The following is a 20,521-nucleotide window of genomic DNA, read 5'->3' as shown; positions in this document are numbered from 1 at the left end:
CACGACGGCCAACGGGCGAAGTGGGGGGTCCGGTGGCGACGCGGTCACCGACCACTTCCGCCGTCGTCGCCGTTGAACCGCTCCGAGAGGCCGTCCAACCGCTGTTCCACCGGGTCCGTCTCGAGGTGCCACTGCACCTTCTGGCCAAGGCGGTCCGCGAGGCGGTCCGCGAGTCCGTCCTCGTTCGCTAGCCGGACGGCCGCGTCGGCGATGGCGGCGGCGTCCTCTGGGTCCACGAGGAGTGCGTCGACGCCGTCGTCGAGAAGCGTCGGGATACCGCCGACCCGCGTCGCGACGACCGGGAGGCCCATCGACGTGGCCTCGTAGAGGACGCGGGGGACGGACTCCTTGAGCGACGGTATCACGAGCGCGTCGCTGGTCCGGTACTGCTCGACCAAGCGGTCCCGGTCACCGATGTACCCCGTGAACTCGACGGCGTCCTCGATACCGTGGCGACGGACGCGGTCCGCGATGTCGTCCCGAACCGTGCCGTCGCCGACGAGTCGGAGTTCGAAGTCGGCGTCGGCCTCGGCCCGAAGCGAGGCGACGGCGTCGACGAGGTGGTCGAGCCCCTTCACCGGCCGGAAGGGGCCGACGAACAGGAGTCGGTACGGCTCCGCGTCGAACGGGTCCGCGGAATCGCTCCGCAGGTCCGAGAGGTCGAAGTCGATGACCGGGGCGGACTCCGTTATCGGCGCGTCCGGGTACCGGCGCTCCATCTTCGGGTCCGTCGAGAAGACCGTGTCGGTGTTGTCGAGAACGTACCGCTGTGCGTGTCTGTAGGCGGCGCTTTTGGCCCGGCCGGTGATCGACCGGTCGTAGGCGGCACCGGCCGTGTCGACGGCGTCGCTCCCGAAGTGCGCGAAGGAGTGTGTGGCCGTCCTGAGGACGACCGGCGAGAGGAGAAACGAGTAGAACCCGGGGTAGTACGTGTACGTCACGACCGGGCCGGAGAGGCCGGCGACGAACTGCGCGTCCCGGCGCAGCGAGTCGAGGCGGGCGAGCGGTGAGTCGCTCCGCCAGTCGGCGTTTGCTCGCACCCGCATTCGGGACTCGTCGATTCTGGTGAGGTTCTCGCCGCGGTCCGAATCGCGTCGCTGACAGAGGTAGACGGCGTCCGAGAAGCGGTCCGCGAGGGCCGCAAGCATCTCCCAGTGCGGCCCGGACATGTGGTAGTGGTCCCCGTCGTAGTCGACGCTCCGACCGACAACGAGCAGCGTTGCGTCGCCGAACTCGCTCACGGTTCCGGTATCACGCACAGTTGTAAATCGGTTACGGGCCGTCGCAAGCGGGGGGCGCGGCGTCGACGGCGTCCGGGTGTGACCCCGTCACTTATTGTACCGAGTCGGTAACGTCAGTTCGATGACCGAGCATCCGACCGTCGTGTTCGGTATCGACGGCGGTCACTTCGAGCTAATCGAGCCGTGGCTGGAGGACGGCCACCTCCCGAACATCCAGCGCGTCCTCGATACCGGGGTCAGCGGCGACATGGAGTCGGTCCTCCCGCCGGTCACGTCGCCGAACTGGAAGGCCTACTCCACCGGGAAGAACCCGGGGAAGATAGGGCTGTTCTGGTGGCGGAACGTCGATACCGAGAACCGTCGCATCCACTACCCGTCCGTCCGGAAACACGTCAACACCGAGTTCTGGGAACTCATCGCCGAGGCCGACCCCGTCGGCGTCCTCGGCGTGCCGACCACCCACCCGCCGAAGTCTGTCGACGGGTTCGTCGTCGCCGGTGCGCCCGACGCGGCAACGGACGGGTACACCGCCCCGCGAGAACTGGAGTCGCGTCTCGAAGCGGACTTCGACTACCGGGTGGGACCGACCCACGCTATCGACCACGAGCGGGAGGCGGCCGCCGAGGAGATACTCGACCTCGTAGACGCCCGTTTCGCGGCCGCGACGGCCCTCATGGATGAGTACGACGTGTCCTTCCTGCAGGCGACGACGTTCTACATCAACTCGCTGCACCACTACGGGTGGGACGACGAGTACACCCGCCGAGCGTGGCAGACTGTCGACGACCACGTCGGGACGTTCCTCGACGGCGAGTACAACGTCGTGCTGATGAGCGACCACGGTTCGAACCCCATCGAAGTCGTGTTCAACGTCAACACGTGGCTCGAAGAGCAGGGGTACCTCGAACCGGCCGATACGGCCGTCGAGAACGCGATGTACAGGGCCGGTATCAACCGGGAACGGATCGCTCGCCTCCTCGACAGCGTCAATCTCCGCCGTGTCGCGCGACAGACCGTACCGAAGCGACTCCGCGCACTCCTCCCGAACGAGGACGGCGGCATCAACCGCGAGCGAGAGGCGACAGTCGAGTGGGACGAGACCGAGGTCGTCGCAAGCGGACAGGGGCCGGTGTACGTCACCGCCGACGCCGCGTCACCCCGGTACGACGAACTCGTGGGAACGCTGGAGACGGCCCTCGGTTCGCTGACCGGCCCGGACGGCCAGCCCATCGCACGGGCGGTGTACCGCGGCGAAGAGGTGTACGAGGGGCAGTTCGCCGACGAGGCGCCCGACCTCGTCATCGACCAAGCGCCGAACGTCCACATCTCGGGGGACTTCGGAAACGAGTCCGTGTTCGCGCGGCCGGAGAGCGGTGGCTGGGTGGCCGAGAACAAGCGGGCGGCGCTGTTCGCCGCGACGGGGCCGTCCTTCGGTACCGGGACCGTCTCCGGACTCTCGATTCTGGACCTCGCACCGACGCTGTTGCACTTACACGACTGCGCGGTGCCCGAAGACATGGACGGGACGGCGCGAACGGACCTCTTCGCGGACGGGAGCGGACCGGCGACACGCGAAGTCCGGTATCGGGACACGAACCCGGTCACCGCCGAGATACGCCTCGTCCAGCAAGTCGCCAGACACGTCGACGTCTAGAGGTAGCCGAGGTCTTCGAGTCGCCGCTCGACTTCCCCGGCGCGGTCGTCGGACTCGAGTTCGGCCAGGACCGATTCGAGCACCAGTGCACCGTACGCTTCCGGTGACTCCAATCCGGTCCGTTCCGCCCGCGCGGACAGGCGCTGATACAGCGTCTCGTCGACGGTTATCTCGAGGGCAGGCATACGCGTCCGTACAGTCACAGCGCCGATAGGGGTTTCGCTCGCCCCGGTTACCTGCGTAAGTCACACATCCGGCCGACTTCGACCACGCCCTCGTCTCGGTACCGGCCCAACAGTTCCACGAGCGATCGGACGGGCGACCACTGACTCTCGTGACCCAGATTGAACAGGTGGCTCCAGAGGTGAACGTGCGAGCCGGTCGCTATCGCGCGTTCGACGGCATCGGCGAGGTACCGCTCGTGAATCCGCTGGCGCACCGACACGGGGATGGCGCGAAAGACCGGCGACGGCGGGAGTCGGCCGGTCGGGAGGTGCTGTGCGGTCAACGAGGGGTGGGGCGTGCAGTACGTCTCGACGAGTCCGTCGACGACGACCGGGTCGGCCACCGGATGTGACTTGGTGAGCGCCCAGAGGTACGTGTGTGGCTTACGCCGTGGTCGGTCGTACTCCGGGAGCGGCGTTCTGAGCGTCCGGATACCGCTGTCCCTGAGGATATCCCGCGGGGCCGGCGCGTGCCACGGCGGAACGATGGACGAGGGCGGAGCGATGCCGGCGCGTTCGTGTGTCCGGCTCACCGCGTCGAGTTCCCAGTCGAGTACGTCCGCGGAGACGGCAGCGCAGTCGACGTGTGAGAACGTGTGCGTGCATATCTCGTGTTCGACGTCGCTCTCGCGGATGGCGTCGACGAGGTCCGGCGCGTAGAACAGCGGGTCGGTGTCGGCGTCCGTTCCGGGGTCGACGTCGAAGTGGCCGGGAAACGGGCAGTCGTGGTCGGCGTCGCAGGCGTCGAGGAGGAGATGCCCGACGACGTCGAAACTGAACGGCACGCCGGCGTCGTCACACCACTCCAGCAGGGCGTGAAGGGCGTCCGTCTCCCGCTCGCGGCCGGGACTCAGTTTCTCGAGGGTGTTCGACGACGACTTGCGACCCGCTCCCCATCCCAGTTCTACCTCGAGACTGAGTGTGACGGTCGCAGTCATCGTCGCGTGGTACTGTCAGTCATGGATTACAGCGGTCAAAAGGATGTCGAGTCGGGGGCACCTCTCGTCCCGTACCGGAGGAGGCGAATCGCCGGCGCGGGGTCCCAGCCCGTCGATGCGCGGACGCGCTCGCCGGCGCGTTCCGCGAGTTCGAGGTCGCGCCGCTCGAACCCCGAGAGGAGGACGACGACGCCGAGGTAGAGTCCGAGCGCGAGCGGCGGGACGACGAGGACCGTCGGGAGGGGAGCGAGCGTCCGACTGACCGGCAGGAGTCCCGCGAAGGTGACGACGCCAGCAGCGAGGTAGACGACCTGTCCGCGCGAGAGCGGTAACTGCCCCAGTTCGGCTCTGACGAAGTAGAGGGCGACACTCGCACCGCACCAGACGCCCACGGTCGTCCCGACGGCGGCACCGAAAACGCCGTAGCGCGGGATGAGAAGGTAGTCGAGGCCGACGTTGACGACGAGGACGACGAGCGCCCGCAGCAGTAGCTCCACCGTGCGGCCGCTGGATTCGAGGAGCGTGTAGATGTCCCCCCAGAAAAACGGCGCGGCGAGACCGAGAACGAGAACGGCGACGACCGACCCGGCACCCGCATACGCCTCGGCGAAGAAGACGGCGGTGATGTCAGCGCCGGTGAGCAACAGGACGACGGCGCTGGGGACCGTCAGCAGCGCTATCCACCGCGCGGAGGTGCCGTAGAACTCCGAGACCGAGCGTGTCACGTCGTCGCTGTCGACCTTCGAGAAGAGCGGTTTGGCTATCGAGGTGAACGTCTGTGTGGCGAACTTCGAGAGGGCGGCGATGGAGAACGCGATTCTGAACAGCCCCGGCGCGGCGGCGTCCGAGAGAACGCCGAGGAGGATGATATCGACCTGCGAGACGACGGCCCAGACGATTCCGAGTCCCATCAGCGGCACCGAATACGCCAAGATATCGCGGGCAGAGACGGTCGTCGAGACATCCGTGGCGAAGTGGAGACCGCTACGATAGTACAACAGGACGACACCGGCGACGAGCGTGACGACCCACGCCGCCAACACGGCGTAGGCGAGTCCGGCGAGCGGCGAGAGCGCGTACAGGAAAACCACCGTGAGGCCCAACCGGAGGAGCGGGTACAGAACGGAGTCGAGAACGACGGAGTAACGGACCTTCTCGAAGGAGTCGAACAGCGCGACCACGACGTCCCGCGCGCCCCGGAGGAGGACGTACCACGCAAGCAGCGACAGCAGCGGAGCGACGTCCGGCCGTCCCAGCAGCGCCGCGATGGGGGCGGCAGCGAGCGCGAGCGCCGCGGCGACGACACCGACGACGGCAAAGAGCAACGCGGAGACTTTGAGCGTGATTCCGAGCGCTTCCGACTCCCGTCCGCCGGCGACGGCCCGCGGAACGTAGTAGTTTATCGCCCGGTCGAGGTTGGCGTGGCCGACCTTGTAGACGACGGTCACGACGGCGAACGCGAACACGAACGTCCCGAACGTCGCCGGCGACACGAGGAACGTGACGACCGCGAGAAAGAGGTATCTGAGTCCCTTGTCTGCGAGGTTCCCGACGAAGGAGAACGCGCCCTCACGGAGGAACACCACCTCTTCGTCGGACATAACTCTGCCCGATAGTCAGACTCGCCGAAGGTGTATCTATCGTTTGTCCCGGGTCCCGAACCGCCGGCACACGGGAACTTATGGCCGCGTGGGACGAAGCCGCGGCCAAGATGTCCACCGTGCTCGTCACCGGCGGTGCCGGGTTCATCGGGTCGAACCTCGTCGACGTCCTCTTGACGGCGGGACACGGTGTCGTCGTCCTCGACGCCCTCACCTACGCTGGCAGCGAGCGGAACCTCGAACACGTTCGGGACGAGATAACGTTCCACGAGGGAAACGTCACGGACAGAGACCTCGTCCGGGAGTGTTACCGGACGGCCGACGCCGTCGTGAATCTCGCCGCGGAGAGCCACGTGGACCGGAGCATCGAGCGCGGCGACGCGTTCGTCGAGTCGAACGTCCGGGGCGCGTTCGTCCTACTCGACGAACTCAGACACGCAGATATCGACCGGTTCCTGCACATGTCGACCGACGAGGTGTACGGGAGTCGAGAGCGAGGGGCGTTCGACGAGTCGGCAGCCCCGGACCCGAGTTCGCCCTACGCCGCCAGCAAGGCCGCCGCGGATATGTTCGCCAACGCGTTCGTCGAGACGTACGACCTCCCGGTGACGGTCGCCCGACCGACGAACGCGTTCGGCCCGCGACAGCACCCGGAGAAGTTCATCCCCAAGATGACGCTTCGGGCGCTCGCCGGCGAGCCGCTGCCCGTGTACGGGGACGGGACGAACCGGCGGAACTGGCTGTACGTGACCGACCTGTGTCGGGCGCTCGCCGCGCTGCTGGAGGACGGCGGGACGGGCGTGTACAACGTCGACGGCGGGACCGAAGTCGAGAACCGCGAGGTCGCCCGTTCGATTCTGACGCTCCTCGGAGAGCCGGCGGAGCGAATCACGTACGTAGACGACCGCGCCGGACACGACTATCGCTACGCCGTCGACGACGCCAAGCTGAGCGACGAGGTCGGATACAACCCGACGGTCGAGTTCCGGGACGGGCTGGAGCGGACAGTCTCGTGGTACCGGGAGGCCGCCGATTCGGGACGGTTTTCGTGAACCGTGGCCGAGCTAGTCGGCGTCGAACGCCCACGCCTGTTCGACGTACGACACCAAGTTCGCCCCGTGTCGGAAGACCAGCGGCGACCCGTACAGCGCCGCCGCGGCGAACTGAGCGCCGTGAAAGAAGAGGCTGAAGCTCAACGCCGGGGCGCGAGCGACGCCGAAAGCGGCGAGTCCCAGGACCGTGAAGTACTGGAACGGCCCGACGCCGCCGACGCTCGACGGGACGGCCATCCCGAGTCCCGTGACGGCCACGAGGAACCACGCGCCCGGCAGCGGTACCGAGAGGCCAAACGCCTGTAGGAACGAGAAGTACGCCAGCGCGTCAAGGCTGGAGACGGTGAGCGACGCCACCGCGACTGTCGCCAGTTGGCGGCCGGTCCGAACCGTCGAGAGCCCGGCGGTGACAGCCGCCAGTTCCGCCGCCAAGTATCGCTCCAGCAGCGGCCCGACGACGGGGAGCAGGTAGAGGCGGTCGCCGGCGACGACGAGCGAGAGCGTCCCGGCAATCAGGGCCACGCACAGTACCGCTCCGACGGTGACGACGACCGGCGGGACGGTCGTCTCGAAGACCACGAGTCCGAGAAACAACAGCGACAGGAGCGTGAGCAGGTCGAACAGGCGCGTGACCGCGACGGAGCCGAGCAGAAATGCCGTGCGCTCCCCCTCGTTCGTGGCTGCGGCGACGGCCTTGACGAGTTCGCCAGAGCGCATCGGGAGGACGAAGTTGAGCGCCCAACCGAGCGTGTTGTACTCGAACAGCGAACGGACCGCGATAGGTGCCGCCGACGAGAGGACGAGTCGCCAGCGAACCGCGCGACAGCACAGCGACAGCAACAACAGCCCGAAACCGACGGCGGCAGGGCCGGCCGAGACGCCGCCGAACGCGGCCGCGAGGTCACGCACGGCGACGCCACGGACAGCTAAGTAGACGAAGAAGAGACTCGAAAGCGTCCCGCCGGCGGCTTTCAGAACCGTTCCGCGTCGCACACCGACTACAATTCGGTGCCGGGTGAAATGTCTTGCCGAGAGCGAGGGGGTGGAAAGACCAGAATTAAACCCTCCCGACCAGAGTGGCAGACACATGTCGGCACAGCCTGTGAGTCTGGTCCTCCCGTGCTACAACGAGGCCGACATCTTCCGGGAGTCGATGGCCGCCATCGACGAGTTCTTCGCGGCGGTGCGGTACGACCCGGAGTTCGTACTCGTCGACGACGCGAGTCGGGACCGGACGCCGGACCTCGTGGCCGAGTACGTCGCGGCGACCGACCACGCGACGGCGGTCTACCACGAGACGAACCGGGGGCGGGGGAGAACCGTCACCGACGGCATTCAGGCGGCGTCGAGCCCTATCGTCGGGTTCCTCGACATCGACCTCGAAGTCGGAATCCACGAGGTGTATCCGCTCGTGCGGGCGATACAACGGGGTGCCGACGTGGTGTGTGGACACCGGCGGTACAGGCTCTCGGTCACACAGTTTCACCGCGCTCTCCTCAGTTGGTCGTACAAAGCACTGACGAAGGCGCTCCTCGACAACCCGCTGCACGACACCGAAGCCGGGTGTAAGTTCTTCGACAGAGAGACGATTCTCCCCGTACTCGACCGAGTGGAGTCAGACGGGTGGTTCTGGGACACGGAGGTCATGCTCAGGGCTATCGACGCCGGCCTCGCCGTCGAAGAAGAGCCGGTGCTGTTCGTCAAGAACGAGGCGGCAGGGAGTACAGTTTCGCTCCGCCGCGACATCCCGGCGTATCTGCGTAACGTGTGGCACTACCGACGCGGCGAGTACTCGAAACTCCGGTGACGACAGTCACGCCGACGTGCCGTCGAGCGCGACGATGGTGACGCGGACCGGCGGTTGTGCGTCGCCTCGCTCGGTTGTGTCGTTGTAGACAACCGTGCCACCCCGTTCGAGGGCGGCAGACCGATACGCCCGCTGTGTCGGGCCGAACTGACCGGACCGCTGGACCAGAAAGAGGTGGGTGTACCCGCGGTCGCCAAGCGTGGACGGCGGGACGACCGCCGCGGCCGACTCGACTTCGGTGAACACTGTCCGTTCCGCCCGCTCGCGCGCGGAGCGAACCAGTATCGTCGGCCGAATCCGGTCGCCAGTATAGACGACCGTCGCGGCGTACGTCCGCGGTTTCACGACCGCGACGGCCGCGTCCTCCGGCGCTACCGTTTCGAGTTCCGCGACGGGGTCCTCGGCCGAGAGGCGGTGTTCCGTCTGCTTGAACGTCCCGTGGACCCCGGCGTTGGCGAGGAGTCCGAGGAGGAGGACCGCGACGAGCGCGGTGCCGAGGTGACCGACGGAGACGCCCGGACTCGGAACCCGGCCGCGGTGGCGCTGCCCCCACGAAGCTACGGCCACCCCGCCGTGGCCGAAAGCGATGCAGACGGCCGGAAACACGGGCAGGAAGTGCCGCGTCTGGAACCCACCGGTCCACCCGAGGTTCCGGAGGTTGTACAGGAGGAGAAACGCGCCGAGCCACGAGACGACGAGCCACCGCAATCGGGTTCGAGCGGTCAGGAGGCGTCGAAGCCCGAGACCGACGAACCCGGTCAGCACGAGTGTCCCCGCCGTCCAGACGAGCAGGTACAGCGGGAAGAGGGACCCGAACAGCGACGCGAGGCTCCCGAGGAAGTTGAGAATCTGGTACTCGGAGTCGGCACCCCGCGTGTGCCACCAGAAGTCGAAGTAGGTGTACGCGAGGTACCGGCCGACGCGTTCGAGCGGTCCGTAGGCCTCCGGATGGACGAACAGCGACGGGTCGTAGCTCCGGAGCGTCTCCCGGTAGTAGCTCCCGGTGACCGACCCGAGGGCGGAGCTGACGGGGCCGACGACGACGTAGACCACGCCGGCGACCCCGGGAACGAGGCTGTACGCCGCCGTCGGTACGTCGGGCCGTGGTATCGGGACGCTGTCGGCCACGTCGACGGGACTGCCGGCGTACAGATACAGCGAGAGGAGAACGACCGGAACGATGGCGGGCACGAACATGAGATACGAGCAGAGTCCGGCGACGCCGCCGGCGAAGTGCCATCGCGGGTCGGCGTCGTCCTCGCCGCGGGCGAGACAGTACAGCGCGACGGCGAGAAATGACACCGAGGCGGATTCGGGGAGCCCGGTAGCGCCGACGACGACGAGTTTCGGGTAGAAAGCGTACAGGAGAAGCGCAAATCCGGCGACCCGGGCGTCGAACAGTCGGCGGACGGCCGCGTAAAACAGCGGCAGCGAGACGATGCCGAGTACGAGCGGGAACAGGGTCAGGGCCTTCAGGCCGAGTAAAATATCGAACGAGCGATAGAAGGACGACGAAACGACCGGATAGAACGGCATTCGGAGCGGCTGATATCCCTGGAAATCGGCGATATACCTGATAGCCGAGAGTCGTGAGACGTTGAATATCTGGAGTACTTTCCACAACGCGAACGGATAGACCTGCCAGAGGAGTATTCTGATACAGGCTCCAGTCGCGATAACGAGCGCGACGTAGCGGCGTCTCCAAGCGGGAACCGAGACACCGGAGCCGTCGCGGGAACTCATTGGGTACACTGTAGTACTGAAGACCGACATAAGCTTTGTACTACGGAGACCGAACCGGAATCGGACGAACCGGCGAGTGGGAGCAGTACACGTCGCACGACCGAAGTCACGATTCCGGGATGGGTCCTCGGTTTCGTCCGGAACCCTGCCTGATGCGATGGGATAGACCCAAACCGATAGAGACGGCAACACTAAGAGAAGGGTTAACTGACGGCATCCAGTACATCCGACGATGCGGAGTGTGGTATACCACCATCCGTTCCTATACACCACGGCCATGAGACTACTCTATGGACGGAACTACTCGGAACGGTTCACCACAGTCGCAGAGCGAATCCCGGTCGGCTCGACCGTCGTCGATGTCTGTTGTGGGACGTGCGAGCTATACACGAGCGCACTCCGTGGAGAGGCCGAGTACGTCGGTCTCGACATCAACGAGCGGTTGATGCCTGCGAGTGAGCGAGACGAGAACTTCGAGACGGTCATACGGGACATCCGAACGGCCGATATCCCCTCAGCAGAGTACGTGGTAATGCAGGCAAGTCTGTATCAGTTCATGGACGAGCGCCGTCACATCGTGGATAGCTTGCTTGACGCTGCGTCGGACGCAGTCATCCTGACGGAACCGGTAGAGAATATCACCTCGTCGGACAACGGACTCGTCAAACGACTCGGAGCTTGGTTTTCCGACCCCGCGGGCGGTTCGGTCTCGACCCGTTTCACGAGGAACACGTTTCGGGACTTCCTCGACGGAGCCTACGGCCCGAGAGTCCGAGAGCTGACGGATATCTGCAGCGGACGCGAGATGCTCGCGGTCATCGATGCCGCGTAACATCTATTCACGGCCCGGCTGTGTCGGCGTCGCGACTGTGAACACGCTGAGGCCGAGTGGGATGTCGACGCCGTTCGCCAAGAGGGCGTTTTCCGCGAACAGGAGACGGGTCAACACCGTGTTCAGGACGCGGTTCGTCCGCCCGAACTGCTCCGTCTCCACGACACCAAAGCGGTCAAGGAGCTTTATCGGGACGGCACCGGGAAGCGAAGCGGCATTCCAGTACGACGCTCGACGCACTGTGACTCCTGCGTGTTCGAGCACATCGACTAACTCCGTTCGGGTATAGCGGCGGTGGTGGCCGTCGGTCTCGTCCATCCGGCTCCAGAGAGCGTCGTAAGCGGGAACGAAAACGATCAGAACCCCATCAGGGGCGAGGACGCGGCACCACTCGGCAACAGCGGCGGCTTCGTCGGCGATATGTTCGAGCACGTCGGAGGCGACGACGATATCGAACTGGTCTCGGGCGAGCGGAAGCTGTGAACCGTCTGCCCTAATCACGTTCTCCACGCTGTCTCGCGCAGAGCAAGCTTCGGCGAGTCGTGGGCTGTACTCTACGCCGGTCACGTCGAATCCGAGGCCGGACAGATGCCCGAGGAGTCCCCCCGCCGCACAGCCAACGTCTAACACGGTACCGTCGGACGGAACGTCAAGATCGGTGACGAGCCGTGTAACAATATCCTGTCGGGACTGTATCCACCAGTGCCGGTCGAATTCGCGGTAAACCGTCTCGGTGTCTCTGTCCATGTCTCAGTCTGTCAAGTCGGACGTTCGATCGATCGGGAGTATCCGTACAGCGTGATCTCCGGCATCCGTTGACGCTGGAATGGCTCGGTGTACATCCACACGGTTCCCATCACTCACGGTCAAACGTCAACTTTCCTCGCGAACCGCCCGACTCGCACGGAACAGCCCCTCGGGGGTCCCGGCGTCGAACCACTCGCCGTCGACGACCGCGTAGGAGAGGTCGCCGGCCGCGAGATACCGGTGGTTGACATCCGTGACCTCGTACTCGCCGCGGTCGGAGAGTTCCACGTCGTCGATGACATCGAACACGCTCCGGTCGTAGAGGTACAACCCGATGACAGCCAGTTTCGAGTCCGGGTCGGACGGCTTCTCGCGGAGCGAGACCACCTCGCCGTCGGCGACATCGGCGACGCCGTACCGGGCCGGGTCGTCGACGCGTTTGAGGAATATCTTCGCCGACTCGTCGCCCTCTTCGAACCGCCGGAAGGCCGCCTGTAGGTCGGCCAGAACGACGTTGTCACCGAGGACGACGGCGAACGGGCCGTCGACGAAGTCGCGGGCGAGTCCGATGCCGTGTGCGATACCGCGGGGTTCCGTCTGGACCTTGTAACTGAGCTCCGCGTCGTCCCCGAACTCGTCTTCGAGCAGTTGGATGTACCGGCCGATGTCGGTCGGTGTGCTGACGACGAGGATATCGCTGACACCGTTGTGGAGCAACGTTCGAACCGGGTAGAATATCATCGGTTCGTCGTAAATCGGGAGGACGTGCTTGTTGACGACGTCTGTCATCGGTCGGAGGCGAGACCCCTTCCCGCCCGCGAGGACGACGCCTTGCATACTTCCCGTAAGTCGCCGGAAAGTTTAATAAATACTTGGGTCGGAGTCCCGGTATGCGTATCCCGTTACACGCGCCGGCCATCGGCCGAGCGGAACGGGAGTACGTCGGCCGCGTACTCGACGAGGGAGCGTTGAAAGGGGGCGGGGAGTTCGGGAACCAGTGTGAGGACATCATCGAGACGGCGTTCGACGCTCGACGCGCGCTCGTCACGACGTCTTGTACCCACGCGCTCGAGATGGCGGCGCTGTTGCTCGACGTCGACGAGGACTCCGAGGTCGTCCTCCCGTCGTACACGTTCCCGTCGACGGCGACGGCGTTCGCTCGCCGCGGGGCCGAGTTGACGTTCTGTGAGGTGCGAGACGACACGCTCAACATCGACCCGACGGCGCTCGACGCCTGTCTCTCCGAGCAAACAGACGTCGTCGTCCCGGTTCACTACGGCGGAATCGGATGCGAGATGGACGAGATAACCGACCTCGCGCGGCGCTGCGACGCGGCCGTCGTCGAGGACGCGGCCCAAGGCGTCACCGCGGCGTACGAGGGCGAGTCGCTGGGGACTCTCGGGACGTTCGGGTGTTACAGTTTCCACGGGACGAAGAGCTACGTCGCCGGGGAGGGCGGTGCCCTGCTCGTCAACGAGTCGCGCTTCGACGAGCGGGCCGAAATCGTCCGCCAGAAGGGGACCAACTACGACCAGTTCCGGCGTGGCGAGGTCGACGAGTACACGTGGGTCGACACCGGCTCCAGTTACGTCCCTTCGGAGCTACAGACGGCGCTGCTTCGCGCGCAGTTGGAGCGCCGCGACGAGATACGGGCGGCCCGGCGGGAGACCTTCGAACACTATCAGGACGCGTTTCGGCCGCTGGCCGACGACGGCGTCCTCCGGTTACCGACGGTGCCGACGGGTCGGCGTCCGAACTACCACCTGTACCACGTTCGGCTGTCCTCGCGGGAGCGGCGAGAGACCTTCGTCACACACCTCCGGGGCAAGGGTATCGGGGCGGCGTCGCACTATCGGCCGCTACACACCTCGAAGATGGGACGGCAGTACGGGTACGGCGAGGGTGACCTACCGGTAACCGAACGGGCCGCGCGGACGCTCGTTCGCCTCCCGATTCACACCGAACTATCCGACGAAGACAGACACGCGGTCGTGGACGCCGTGAAGTCGTTTTTCGACTAGCGGCACAGGCGTCAGTCGGCCGCCGCCGAATCGGGCGCGTGTGCCGCCGTCGCTGCTCCGCCCGAACGCCAAACCGCGGCCCCGTCACATCCGGATTGGACGACGTATCCGAACACCAGCGCGGCGAGGACGGCGGTCGAGTTCATCCCGAAAATCCGGAACGAGAGGAACAGTTGGTTGACGGTCAGACCGACAGCGAGGGAGACGAATCCGGCGTCGACCGCATCGAGTCCGTCGTACGCGCCGAGTATCGCCCGGACGAGGAGCAAAACGTACAGGCCGGTTCCGACAAGCCCCAGCGTGACCAGCGTCCGGATGTACGCGTTGTGGGGCTGGTGTGCGCTCGACTGCCAGCCCAGTCGGCCGGTGACGGGGAGGAACGGGCGGACGATCTCCTTGGAGTCGCCGGGACCGAACCCGAACACCGGGCGCTGGAAGAACGCATCGACGACGAACTGCCAGATACCGTATCGGTTTCCGAGAACGGCGACGACGCCTCTCGGCCCCGGGACGAACCCGAGCGCCAGCAGCATGAACGTCCCGACGCCGGCGAGCGTACACACGACGGCCGCGTACTGCACGCGCCGACCGAACCGCAGATAGAGACCAAACAGCGTGGCGGCGACGAGAAACGCCGCCGCGGTGTCTCGGCTCGCGGTCAGCAGAATCCCGGTACAGTTGAGCGCGGTGAGCGCCACGGCAGTCGGCCGGCGCGTCCGGACGGCCTCGATGACGGCGGCGAACGCGCCGACGAGGAAGAACACGCCCGCTGCGCCGGTGGTGCCAAAGACCGAGGTGAGAAACTGCAACCGAACGCCGTGGAGGAAGTGAAACAGGAGCGGACTGTGGTTGCCGACGGTCAACTCGAACCAGAGCAGCCGGTAGCTGTCGACCACGAGAAGCGGCAGTTCGAGGACCACGAACACCGCGGCGAGGCGGCTGACGACGCCCAGAAACGCCTCCCGTGGGACGACTCTGGGGAGCAACAGTACGTTCCCAGCGCTGAAGACGACGTAGGGCAGAGCGCGAGCGACCATCTGGAAGTTCGTGCGGTTCATCGCCAGATGCGCGAGGAAGAGGACCCAGAGACACCCGAGGAGGAGGACAGCGTATCGTGGCCCGCCGATGTCCTCCTTGCGAACGGCGACGACGTACGCCAAGAGGAGGCCGTAAACCGGGACGCTGACGGCGTACCCGACTATCTTACTGGGGGTTGCGACGCTGTGCGGGAGGACGGTCGCGGCGAGGGCGACGGTAAACAGGACCGCGAACGTCGGTTCGCCCGCGAACGAGTGCAGGTACCCGCGGCCGTGCGTCTGCGCCATTCTACCACACCGGTACAGCGAGGCCCCTATTGAGGATTCGGGTCCGAGAGCCGACAGTTCCGTCCGCGCGACTGCGGTCGGGGAGAGGGTCGCAATCGGGGCATCGGGATGGCACAACACCTTTCACCCAGTGTTCCATCTGACCGCGCGATGGAGTTGCTCGACGAGAAGGGTCGCCTCTTCGGCGTCGCGAACGTCCTCGACGTACTGGCCGTGCTCCTCCTTCTCGGTGCTGCGGTCGCCGGCGTGTCTCTTTACTCGGCAACAGAGCCGACGGGGACAGAGCCGGGACCGACCCGGTACGCGACGCTGGAGTACGACGCACTGCCGGGCAGTGACGCGGCGGCGGTTGCAGTGAACGACACGCTCCGTCCGACCGCGGGCGGAACGACGCTACACGTCGAAGACAGTCGTCGCGTCGCTCGCCCGGACGGGCGCGTTCACGTCATTGCGCGCGTCTCGTACAACGGAACGCTCTCGCACGCCGGGAACCGCATCTACGAGGGGCAGCGAATCTCGATTCGGACGGACTCGTACCGAACGGAAACGCTCGTCCGCGAGGCCGGAGCGGCGTCCGGGGACGCGCTCCAGACCCGCCGCGTCCGGGCCCTCGTCGCGGTCAACCGGTCCCACAGCGTCGGGCACACCCTCGACAACGACACGCTGATTCGGGCCGGAGACGAATCCACCGGCCGCGTCGTCTCGGTGACGCCCACCCCGTCGGGGGGCGAACTGGTCGGGGTCGAACTCGTCGCGGTTGCCGACGACGGCGTCCGGCGATACGGTACCGACGCCCTCCTTGTCAACGGTCGCGTGTCGATAGTGGTCGGAGACATCGTCGTCGCTGGACACGTCGAGCGCCTCGGGGTCGCACGCCCGAGGCAGTGACCCATGGGACGACACGACAGCGCCGACGACAGGAACCGATTGGCGGTGGCGTACCGGCGTTCGCTAGCGGCGAGAACGGTTCAGCGGGGGATGAGCGCCATCCGCCTCGGGCTCGACGCCGTTGCCCTTCGCGTCGCGTCGGTCGCGGCCCGGTGGTATCGCGGGTCGACGCTCTCGACAGGTGCGAGCGCCGTGGTGCGAGTCGTCGGTTCGTCACGCGTCAAAGCGTGGTTCGTGGACGGCGGTCTGAACGAGGAGGTTCGCATTCGCCCGGTCGATACTGTCGTCGTCGGCCAACTGATAGCGCGGTTCGACCGTCTGGCTGCGTCGGAGCGGGTCGTCGACGCGACGGGACGCGCCGCCGCGGTAGGACGGCGAGCGCGCGCGGCCGCCGTCGCCCGCCCGGTCCGGACCGCGGCAGTGGGCGCCGTCTGTCTCCTGACGCTCCAAGTCGCGTTCGTCTGGTCGAGCGCATCCCGGACGCGGGTCGTGTTCTGGCTCGGCCTCCTCGTCCTCGCGACGGTGGCGCTTGTGAACGCGGACCGCGCGAAGACCGAGTAGACGGCCGTCGAGCGGGCGGTCACTCCAGATAGCCGAGCCGACGGAGGCGGTCCTGTACGTCCTCGTCGTCTATCTCCGAGTGGCGTCGCACCCGGTCGGCGGCAGCCGGTCGCGCCCGGTGGTCGCCGAGCGCCCCCCGGAGCCGATCGTACGCCTCCGGTTCGGCGGCCTCCGCGACGGCTTCGCCGGTCGCTCTGTCGACCAACGTCTGTTTCTCGGCGATTCGGTCGTCGACGAATCGCCAGTCCGGCGTGACGACAGCACCGCGGTAGCCGGGAACGAGTTCGGCTTCGGTAATCGCGGGCCTATCCTCCGACGACGCGAGTCGGCACCCCTCGACGGAGTCCGGGGAGTCGACACCTGCGGCGGCGAGGACGGACGGCATCACGTCGACGAGTTCGGTCGGCGTCTCGACTGTCCCGTCCGGAACCGTCCCAGTCGGGTCGTCGACCAGAAGCGGAACGTGCGTCAGTTCCTCGTGGGTTCGGTGGGGGTGGCCGTAGTAGCCGTATTCGCCGAAGGCGTCGCCGTGGTCGGCAGTCACGACGACGAGCGTCGGTCGGTCCGTCGCCGCCGTGACCGCCTCGCGGAGACGGCCGATGTGCCGGTCCGTGTAGGCTATCTCCGTTGCGTAGTTGGTCAGCAGTTCTGTCTCCTCGGCGGCGGAGAGCGACTCCGGCCGTCTGTTTGCGGTCTGCCAGAGCCGCTCGGCACGGTACTTGTTGTAGTACGTGAACCCCTGTTTGGGCTGGTAAGGACCGTGGACATCCATGTAGTGCGCCCAGCAGAACAGCGGCCCGTCGCCCTGTCGCTGCACCCACCGGGCTGCGCGGTCGGTGATGGTCTCCGCGGGGAGATACGCGTGGCGGCGGAGAAGGCGGCGGAGTTTGTTGGTGACGAGTTTCACTCGTGGTGGAAGGTCGAGGTCCGAGAACGGGAGGTCGGCGTCGAAGGTGTCGAACCCCCGGTCGAACCCGAACAGGTTCGACAGCAGTGGGTTCGAGTGGAAGCCGGCGGTCCGGTAGCCGGCGTCGGCGAGACGTTCGGGGAGGGTCTGGACGTCCTCGGACGGGTAGACGCCGACGACGCTGTCGGAGAAGGACACGTAATCGAGGGCGCTCGGGTAGCGGCCGGTGAACAGCGACGGCATCGAGAACGTCGTGAACGGTCCCTGCGAGACGGCATCGGTGAACGCCGTTCCCGAGTCGGCGATACTGTCCATCGCAGGCGTCTCGACCGGAGAGTCGGCATCGCAGGCGCTCACGTGGTCGGCCCGCAGGGAGTCGACAGTCAGCAGAACGACGTTCGGTCGCGTCATTCCGTGTACCCCAGTCGTCTGAGTTGCTCCTCGGTAGCGCCGTCGATGACAGCCCCAGTCTCGCGGTCGGTGCCGTCGCGGTACGCCCGACACGCCCGCTGCCACGCCGCAAGTTCGCTCCGCAACTCCTCGAGTCGGTCCGTGTCGTCGGCGGCGACGTTTCGTTGTTCGTCTGGGTCGTCTCGGAGGGCGAACAGGAGTTCGTTGTCGTCGTACCAGTACCGGTTCCAGTAGTGGCGCGGATGCCGCAGGATGTCGGTGAGTATCCCCTGTTCGAGGACGTACTGTGCGAGGCCGAGAACGGTGGACGCGCTCCGTTCCGGCCGCTCGACGCTGATGTACTTCCAGTCGTCGGTCCGCAGCCCGTAGAAGGCGTTCTGCATGTCGTAGGACTTCGTCTCAAAGAAGACCGACTCGTGACCGGGGTCGTCGTCGGGGTCGTCGGCCATCGACCGCCCGGCGACAGCCCCGGGCGCGTCCGGGACCGCCACGCCGGCGGCGTCCAACAGCGTCGGGTACACGTCGACGAGGGACGTGAGCGACGACGGCGCTGTCGCGTCACAGCCGCCCGGCGGCCGGAGCACCCACGGGACGTGGACGAGTTCGTCGTGGGGAGCGTGTCCGTGTGTCAGCCGGCCGTGTTCGCCGAACGCGTCGCCGTGGTCGCCGACGACACAGACCAGCGTATCCGCGAGTTCGCCGGCGTCCCGGAGGCGGTCGAGCAGGTCGCCGAGCGCGGCGTCGTTGTACCGAATCTCCTCGTCGTACAGCGCTTTCAGCTGTTCGCGGTCGGCGGCCGTCGAGACGGACTGGAGACAGTCGCGGCTCCCGTCGACCGGGCCATCGTAGTCCGGGTCCCGGAACCGCTCGGCACCCGGCGGCGGGTCGTACGGGATGTGTGGCTCGATGGACCAGCAGAAGGCGAAGAATGGGTCGTCATCGTCACGCCCGTCGAGCCACGCACCGACGGCCTCGGTGATATCCTCGGCCCGGGGAAGCGCGACGACGCCCGACTGGGACTGTAGTTCCTCCTCGGTCGCGGTGGTCGTCTGCCGTTTCTCGACGACCGCGTCGTCCGTATAGAGGTCGACGAACCGGTCGAAGCCGCGGTCGAACCCCGTCGCCGAGGAGACGTTTCCCATCGACGTGACGCCGACTGTCTCGTAACCCGCGTCACCGAACGTCTCCGCGAGCGTCGCCCGCGTCGTCGCCAGCGTGTCGTGTCGCGTCCGCGTACCGTGTGCTGGCGGGTAGAGGCCGGTGACGAGCGACCCCGCGACCGGGCGGGTCCACGTCGCCGGAGAGAAGCAGCGCTCGAAGCGCACCCCGTCGGCGGCGAGCGAGTCCACGACCGGCGTCGTGGCACGGTCGTAGCCGTAACAGGAGACGTGGTCCGCGCGCAAAGCGTCCATGACGTACAGCAGGACGTTCACTATCGTACTACCCCGTTACCTCTCTCAAGAGTGTACTGGTTCGCCGGGCCGTCTCACGCCAATCGAACCGCTGGGCGCGCTGTCGCGCTCGCTCGGACAGTTCGGCGCGTCTATCCGCGTTCTCGGCCAGTGCCACCAGCGTCTCGGCGATGGCGGCCGGGTCGTCGGGGTCAAAGTACGCCGCCGCGTCGCCACACAGCTCCGGCATCGAGGCGCGATCCGACGTGGCGACCGGCTGCCCACACGCGAGCGCCTCGATGACGGCTATCGGTGCGTTCTCGCAGGCGGAACTGAACACGAACAGGTCACTCGCCGCGTGGACGGCAGGGAGGTCGTCGTGGTCGACGTAGCCGAGGAACCGAACGTCACCCCGGAGGCCGTTGGCGTCGACCGCGTCGCGGACCCGGCGGTAGTACCCGTCGTCGACGACCTTCCCGGCGAGACAGAGCGGCGGGAGGTCCGCCCGTTCGGTCGCACGCGCGTATCCCTCGACGAGCTCGACGAGGTTCTTGTAGCGGGCGACGTTCGAGACGCTGAGGAGGAACGACTCCGGGAGGCCGTACCGGTCGCGGACCGCCGCGTCCGGCGCGGTCGGTTCGAAGCCGTCCGGCGTCCCGTGCGGGACGACGACGCCCTTCTCGCGTGCGGCCGGGACAGTCGCGGCCACCCGGTCCATCGTCGCCTCGGTCATGAACACGACCCGTTCGGACTGGCGGACCGTCCGGCGGGTCGCGAGTCTGAGCGCGCGGAGACGGAGGCGCTCTCGGAGGGACGCGCCGGGAAACGCCTCGGGATAGAAGGGGGCGACGTTCCTGACGGCGGCGACCTTCGGGCGCGTATCGACGAGGTTCGTGATGTGCAGCGGGAAGTAGACCACGGCGGGGTCGAGTCGCCGCACGTACCGCTGGAGGGCCGTGTTCTCCCAGCGAAGCCTGCTCGCCGTCCCGCCCGGGTCCGAGACGGTCTCGAACCGGAGTGCCTCGGAACTACCTATCGCGTCGCGGGTCGCGGGCGTACACAGGACCGTGACGTCGAGCCCCGATTCGACCGCCGAGAACCGCGAGAGGACGTGGCGCTCGCGGGTGAGCGCTCCGCCACTCAGCGACACCGTGTTCACCAGTACGTCGGTCATACGG

19 protein-coding genes are annotated in these 20,521 nt (G+C 66.7%); 7 read left to right on the top strand and 12 right to left on the bottom strand.

Annotation, left to right across the window (positions count from 1 at the left end):
- Nucleotides 1-44 precede the first annotated feature (44 nt).
- Nucleotides 45-1,241 carry a glycosyltransferase family 4 protein gene (locus tag ACV7JO_RS01440; RefSeq protein WP_470354563.1) on the bottom strand — a complete coding sequence of 399 codons (1,197 nt, stop codon included), beginning with the start codon at nucleotides 1,239-1,241 and terminating at the stop codon, nucleotides 45-47.
- A 121-nt stretch (nucleotides 1,242-1,362) separates the two neighbouring features.
- Here ACV7JO_RS01440 and ACV7JO_RS01435 point away from each other — a divergent pair, with 121 nt between their 5' ends.
- Entirely contained in the window at nucleotides 1,363-2,895 is a 1,533-nt protein-coding gene (locus ACV7JO_RS01435) for an alkaline phosphatase family protein (RefSeq protein WP_470354562.1), read from the top strand.
- Here ACV7JO_RS01435 and ACV7JO_RS01430 read toward each other — a convergent pair.
- Genes ACV7JO_RS01430 through ACV7JO_RS01420 form a run of 3 tightly spaced genes read right to left on the bottom strand, consistent with a single transcriptional unit; the run spans nucleotide 2,892 to nucleotide 5,658 of the window.
- On the bottom strand, nucleotides 2,892-3,080 hold the full coding sequence (locus ACV7JO_RS01430; RefSeq protein ID WP_470354561.1) for a hypothetical protein: 189 nt from the start codon (nucleotides 3,078-3,080) through the stop codon (nucleotides 2,892-2,894). The genes ACV7JO_RS01435 and ACV7JO_RS01430 overlap by 4 nt on opposite strands.
- A 47-nt stretch (nucleotides 3,081-3,127) precedes the next feature.
- The gene (locus tag ACV7JO_RS01425; protein WP_470354560.1) at nucleotides 3,128-4,057 is read right to left on the bottom strand and encodes a polysaccharide deacetylase family protein; all 930 of its coding nucleotides are present in this window, start codon (nucleotides 4,055-4,057) and stop codon (nucleotides 3,128-3,130) included.
- Nucleotides 4,058-4,092: 35 nt separating this feature from the next.
- Nucleotides 4,093-5,658, bottom strand: a complete 1,566-nt coding sequence (locus ACV7JO_RS01420; protein ID WP_470354559.1) for an oligosaccharide flippase family protein — start codon at nucleotides 5,656-5,658, stop codon at nucleotides 4,093-4,095.
- Nucleotides 5,659-5,768: 110 nt separating this feature from the next.
- On the opposite strand from ACV7JO_RS01420, the gene ACV7JO_RS01415 reads away from it, so the two are divergent.
- Nucleotides 5,769-6,710: a dTDP-glucose 4,6-dehydratase gene (locus ACV7JO_RS01415; RefSeq protein ID WP_470354558.1), complete on the top strand. Its 942-nt coding sequence runs from the start codon at nucleotides 5,769-5,771 to the stop codon at nucleotides 6,708-6,710.
- 12 nt (nucleotides 6,711-6,722) lie between these two features.
- Here ACV7JO_RS01415 and ACV7JO_RS01410 read toward each other — a convergent pair whose 3' ends face one another.
- Nucleotides 6,723-7,703, bottom strand: a complete 981-nt coding sequence (locus ACV7JO_RS01410; protein WP_470354557.1) for a lysylphosphatidylglycerol synthase transmembrane domain-containing protein — start codon at nucleotides 7,701-7,703, stop codon at nucleotides 6,723-6,725.
- Between the two features lie 94 nt (nucleotides 7,704-7,797).
- Between ACV7JO_RS01410 and ACV7JO_RS01405 the strand changes: the two genes are divergently transcribed.
- Nucleotides 7,798-8,517: a glycosyltransferase family 2 protein gene (locus tag ACV7JO_RS01405; RefSeq protein ID WP_470354556.1), complete on the top strand. Its 720-nt coding sequence runs from the start codon at nucleotides 7,798-7,800 to the stop codon at nucleotides 8,515-8,517.
- 6 nt (nucleotides 8,518-8,523) lie between these two features.
- Here ACV7JO_RS01405 and ACV7JO_RS01400 read toward each other — a convergent pair whose 3' ends face one another.
- Nucleotides 8,524-10,053 (bottom strand): ArnT family glycosyltransferase, encoded by a 1,530-nt coding sequence (locus ACV7JO_RS01400; RefSeq protein ID WP_470354555.1) that lies wholly within the window; start codon nucleotides 10,051-10,053, stop codon nucleotides 8,524-8,526.
- Nucleotides 10,054-10,492: 439 nt separating this feature from the next.
- Here ACV7JO_RS01400 and ACV7JO_RS01395 point away from each other — a divergent pair, with 439 nt between their 5' ends.
- On the top strand, nucleotides 10,493-11,092 hold the full coding sequence (locus ACV7JO_RS01395; protein WP_470354554.1) for a class I SAM-dependent methyltransferase: 600 nt from the start codon (nucleotides 10,493-10,495) through the stop codon (nucleotides 11,090-11,092).
- A 3-nt stretch (nucleotides 11,093-11,095) separates the two neighbouring features.
- Here ACV7JO_RS01395 and ACV7JO_RS01390 read toward each other — a convergent pair whose 3' ends face one another.
- Nucleotides 11,096-11,839: a class I SAM-dependent methyltransferase gene (locus ACV7JO_RS01390; RefSeq protein WP_470354553.1), complete on the bottom strand. Its 744-nt coding sequence runs from the start codon at nucleotides 11,837-11,839 to the stop codon at nucleotides 11,096-11,098.
- Nucleotides 11,840-11,965: 126 nt separating this feature from the next.
- Nucleotides 11,966-12,676: a sugar nucleotidyltransferase gene (locus ACV7JO_RS01385; RefSeq protein WP_470354552.1), complete on the bottom strand. Its 711-nt coding sequence runs from the start codon at nucleotides 12,674-12,676 to the stop codon at nucleotides 11,966-11,968.
- A gap of 53 nt (nucleotides 12,677-12,729) precedes the next feature.
- Between ACV7JO_RS01385 and rffA the strand changes: the two genes are divergently transcribed.
- Entirely contained in the window at nucleotides 12,730-13,860 is a 1,131-nt protein-coding gene (gene rffA, locus ACV7JO_RS01380; RefSeq protein ID WP_470354551.1) for a dTDP-4-amino-4,6-dideoxygalactose transaminase, read from the top strand.
- A gap of 11 nt (nucleotides 13,861-13,871) precedes the next feature.
- Here rffA and ACV7JO_RS01375 read toward each other — a convergent pair whose 3' ends face one another.
- Entirely contained in the window at nucleotides 13,872-15,185 is a 1,314-nt protein-coding gene (locus ACV7JO_RS01375) for an O-antigen ligase family protein (RefSeq protein WP_470354550.1), read from the bottom strand.
- A 150-nt stretch (nucleotides 15,186-15,335) separates the two neighbouring features.
- On the opposite strand from ACV7JO_RS01375, the gene ACV7JO_RS01370 reads away from it, so the two are divergent.
- Nucleotides 15,336-16,073: a DUF4330 family protein gene (locus ACV7JO_RS01370; protein WP_470354549.1), complete on the top strand. Its 738-nt coding sequence runs from the start codon at nucleotides 15,336-15,338 to the stop codon at nucleotides 16,071-16,073.
- Nucleotides 16,074-16,076: 3 nt separating this feature from the next.
- Nucleotides 16,077-16,634 (top strand): hypothetical protein, encoded by a 558-nt coding sequence (locus ACV7JO_RS01365; RefSeq protein ID WP_470354548.1) that lies wholly within the window; start codon nucleotides 16,077-16,079, stop codon nucleotides 16,632-16,634.
- 19 nt (nucleotides 16,635-16,653) lie between these two features.
- Here the strand turns inward: ACV7JO_RS01365 and ACV7JO_RS01360 are convergent, their stop codons facing one another.
- Genes ACV7JO_RS01360 through ACV7JO_RS01350 form a run of 3 tightly spaced genes read right to left on the bottom strand, consistent with a single transcriptional unit; the run spans nucleotide 16,654 to nucleotide 20,517 of the window.
- Nucleotides 16,654-17,952: a sulfatase gene (locus ACV7JO_RS01360; protein ID WP_470354547.1), complete on the bottom strand. Its 1,299-nt coding sequence runs from the start codon at nucleotides 17,950-17,952 to the stop codon at nucleotides 16,654-16,656.
- The gene (locus tag ACV7JO_RS01355; protein WP_470354546.1) at nucleotides 17,949-19,385 is read right to left on the bottom strand and encodes a sulfatase; all 1,437 of its coding nucleotides are present in this window, start codon (nucleotides 19,383-19,385) and stop codon (nucleotides 17,949-17,951) included. Before ACV7JO_RS01355 ends, ACV7JO_RS01360 begins: the two co-directional genes overlap by 4 nt.
- A 7-nt stretch (nucleotides 19,386-19,392) precedes the next feature.
- Nucleotides 19,393-20,517: a glycosyltransferase family 4 protein gene (locus ACV7JO_RS01350; RefSeq protein ID WP_470354545.1), complete on the bottom strand. Its 1,125-nt coding sequence runs from the start codon at nucleotides 20,515-20,517 to the stop codon at nucleotides 19,393-19,395.
- Nucleotides 20,518-20,521 lie beyond the last annotated feature (4 nt).

The organism is Haloarcula sp. MBLA0138, from assembly GCF_055632455.1.
This window is presented reverse-complemented; position numbering and strand designations above follow the sequence as displayed.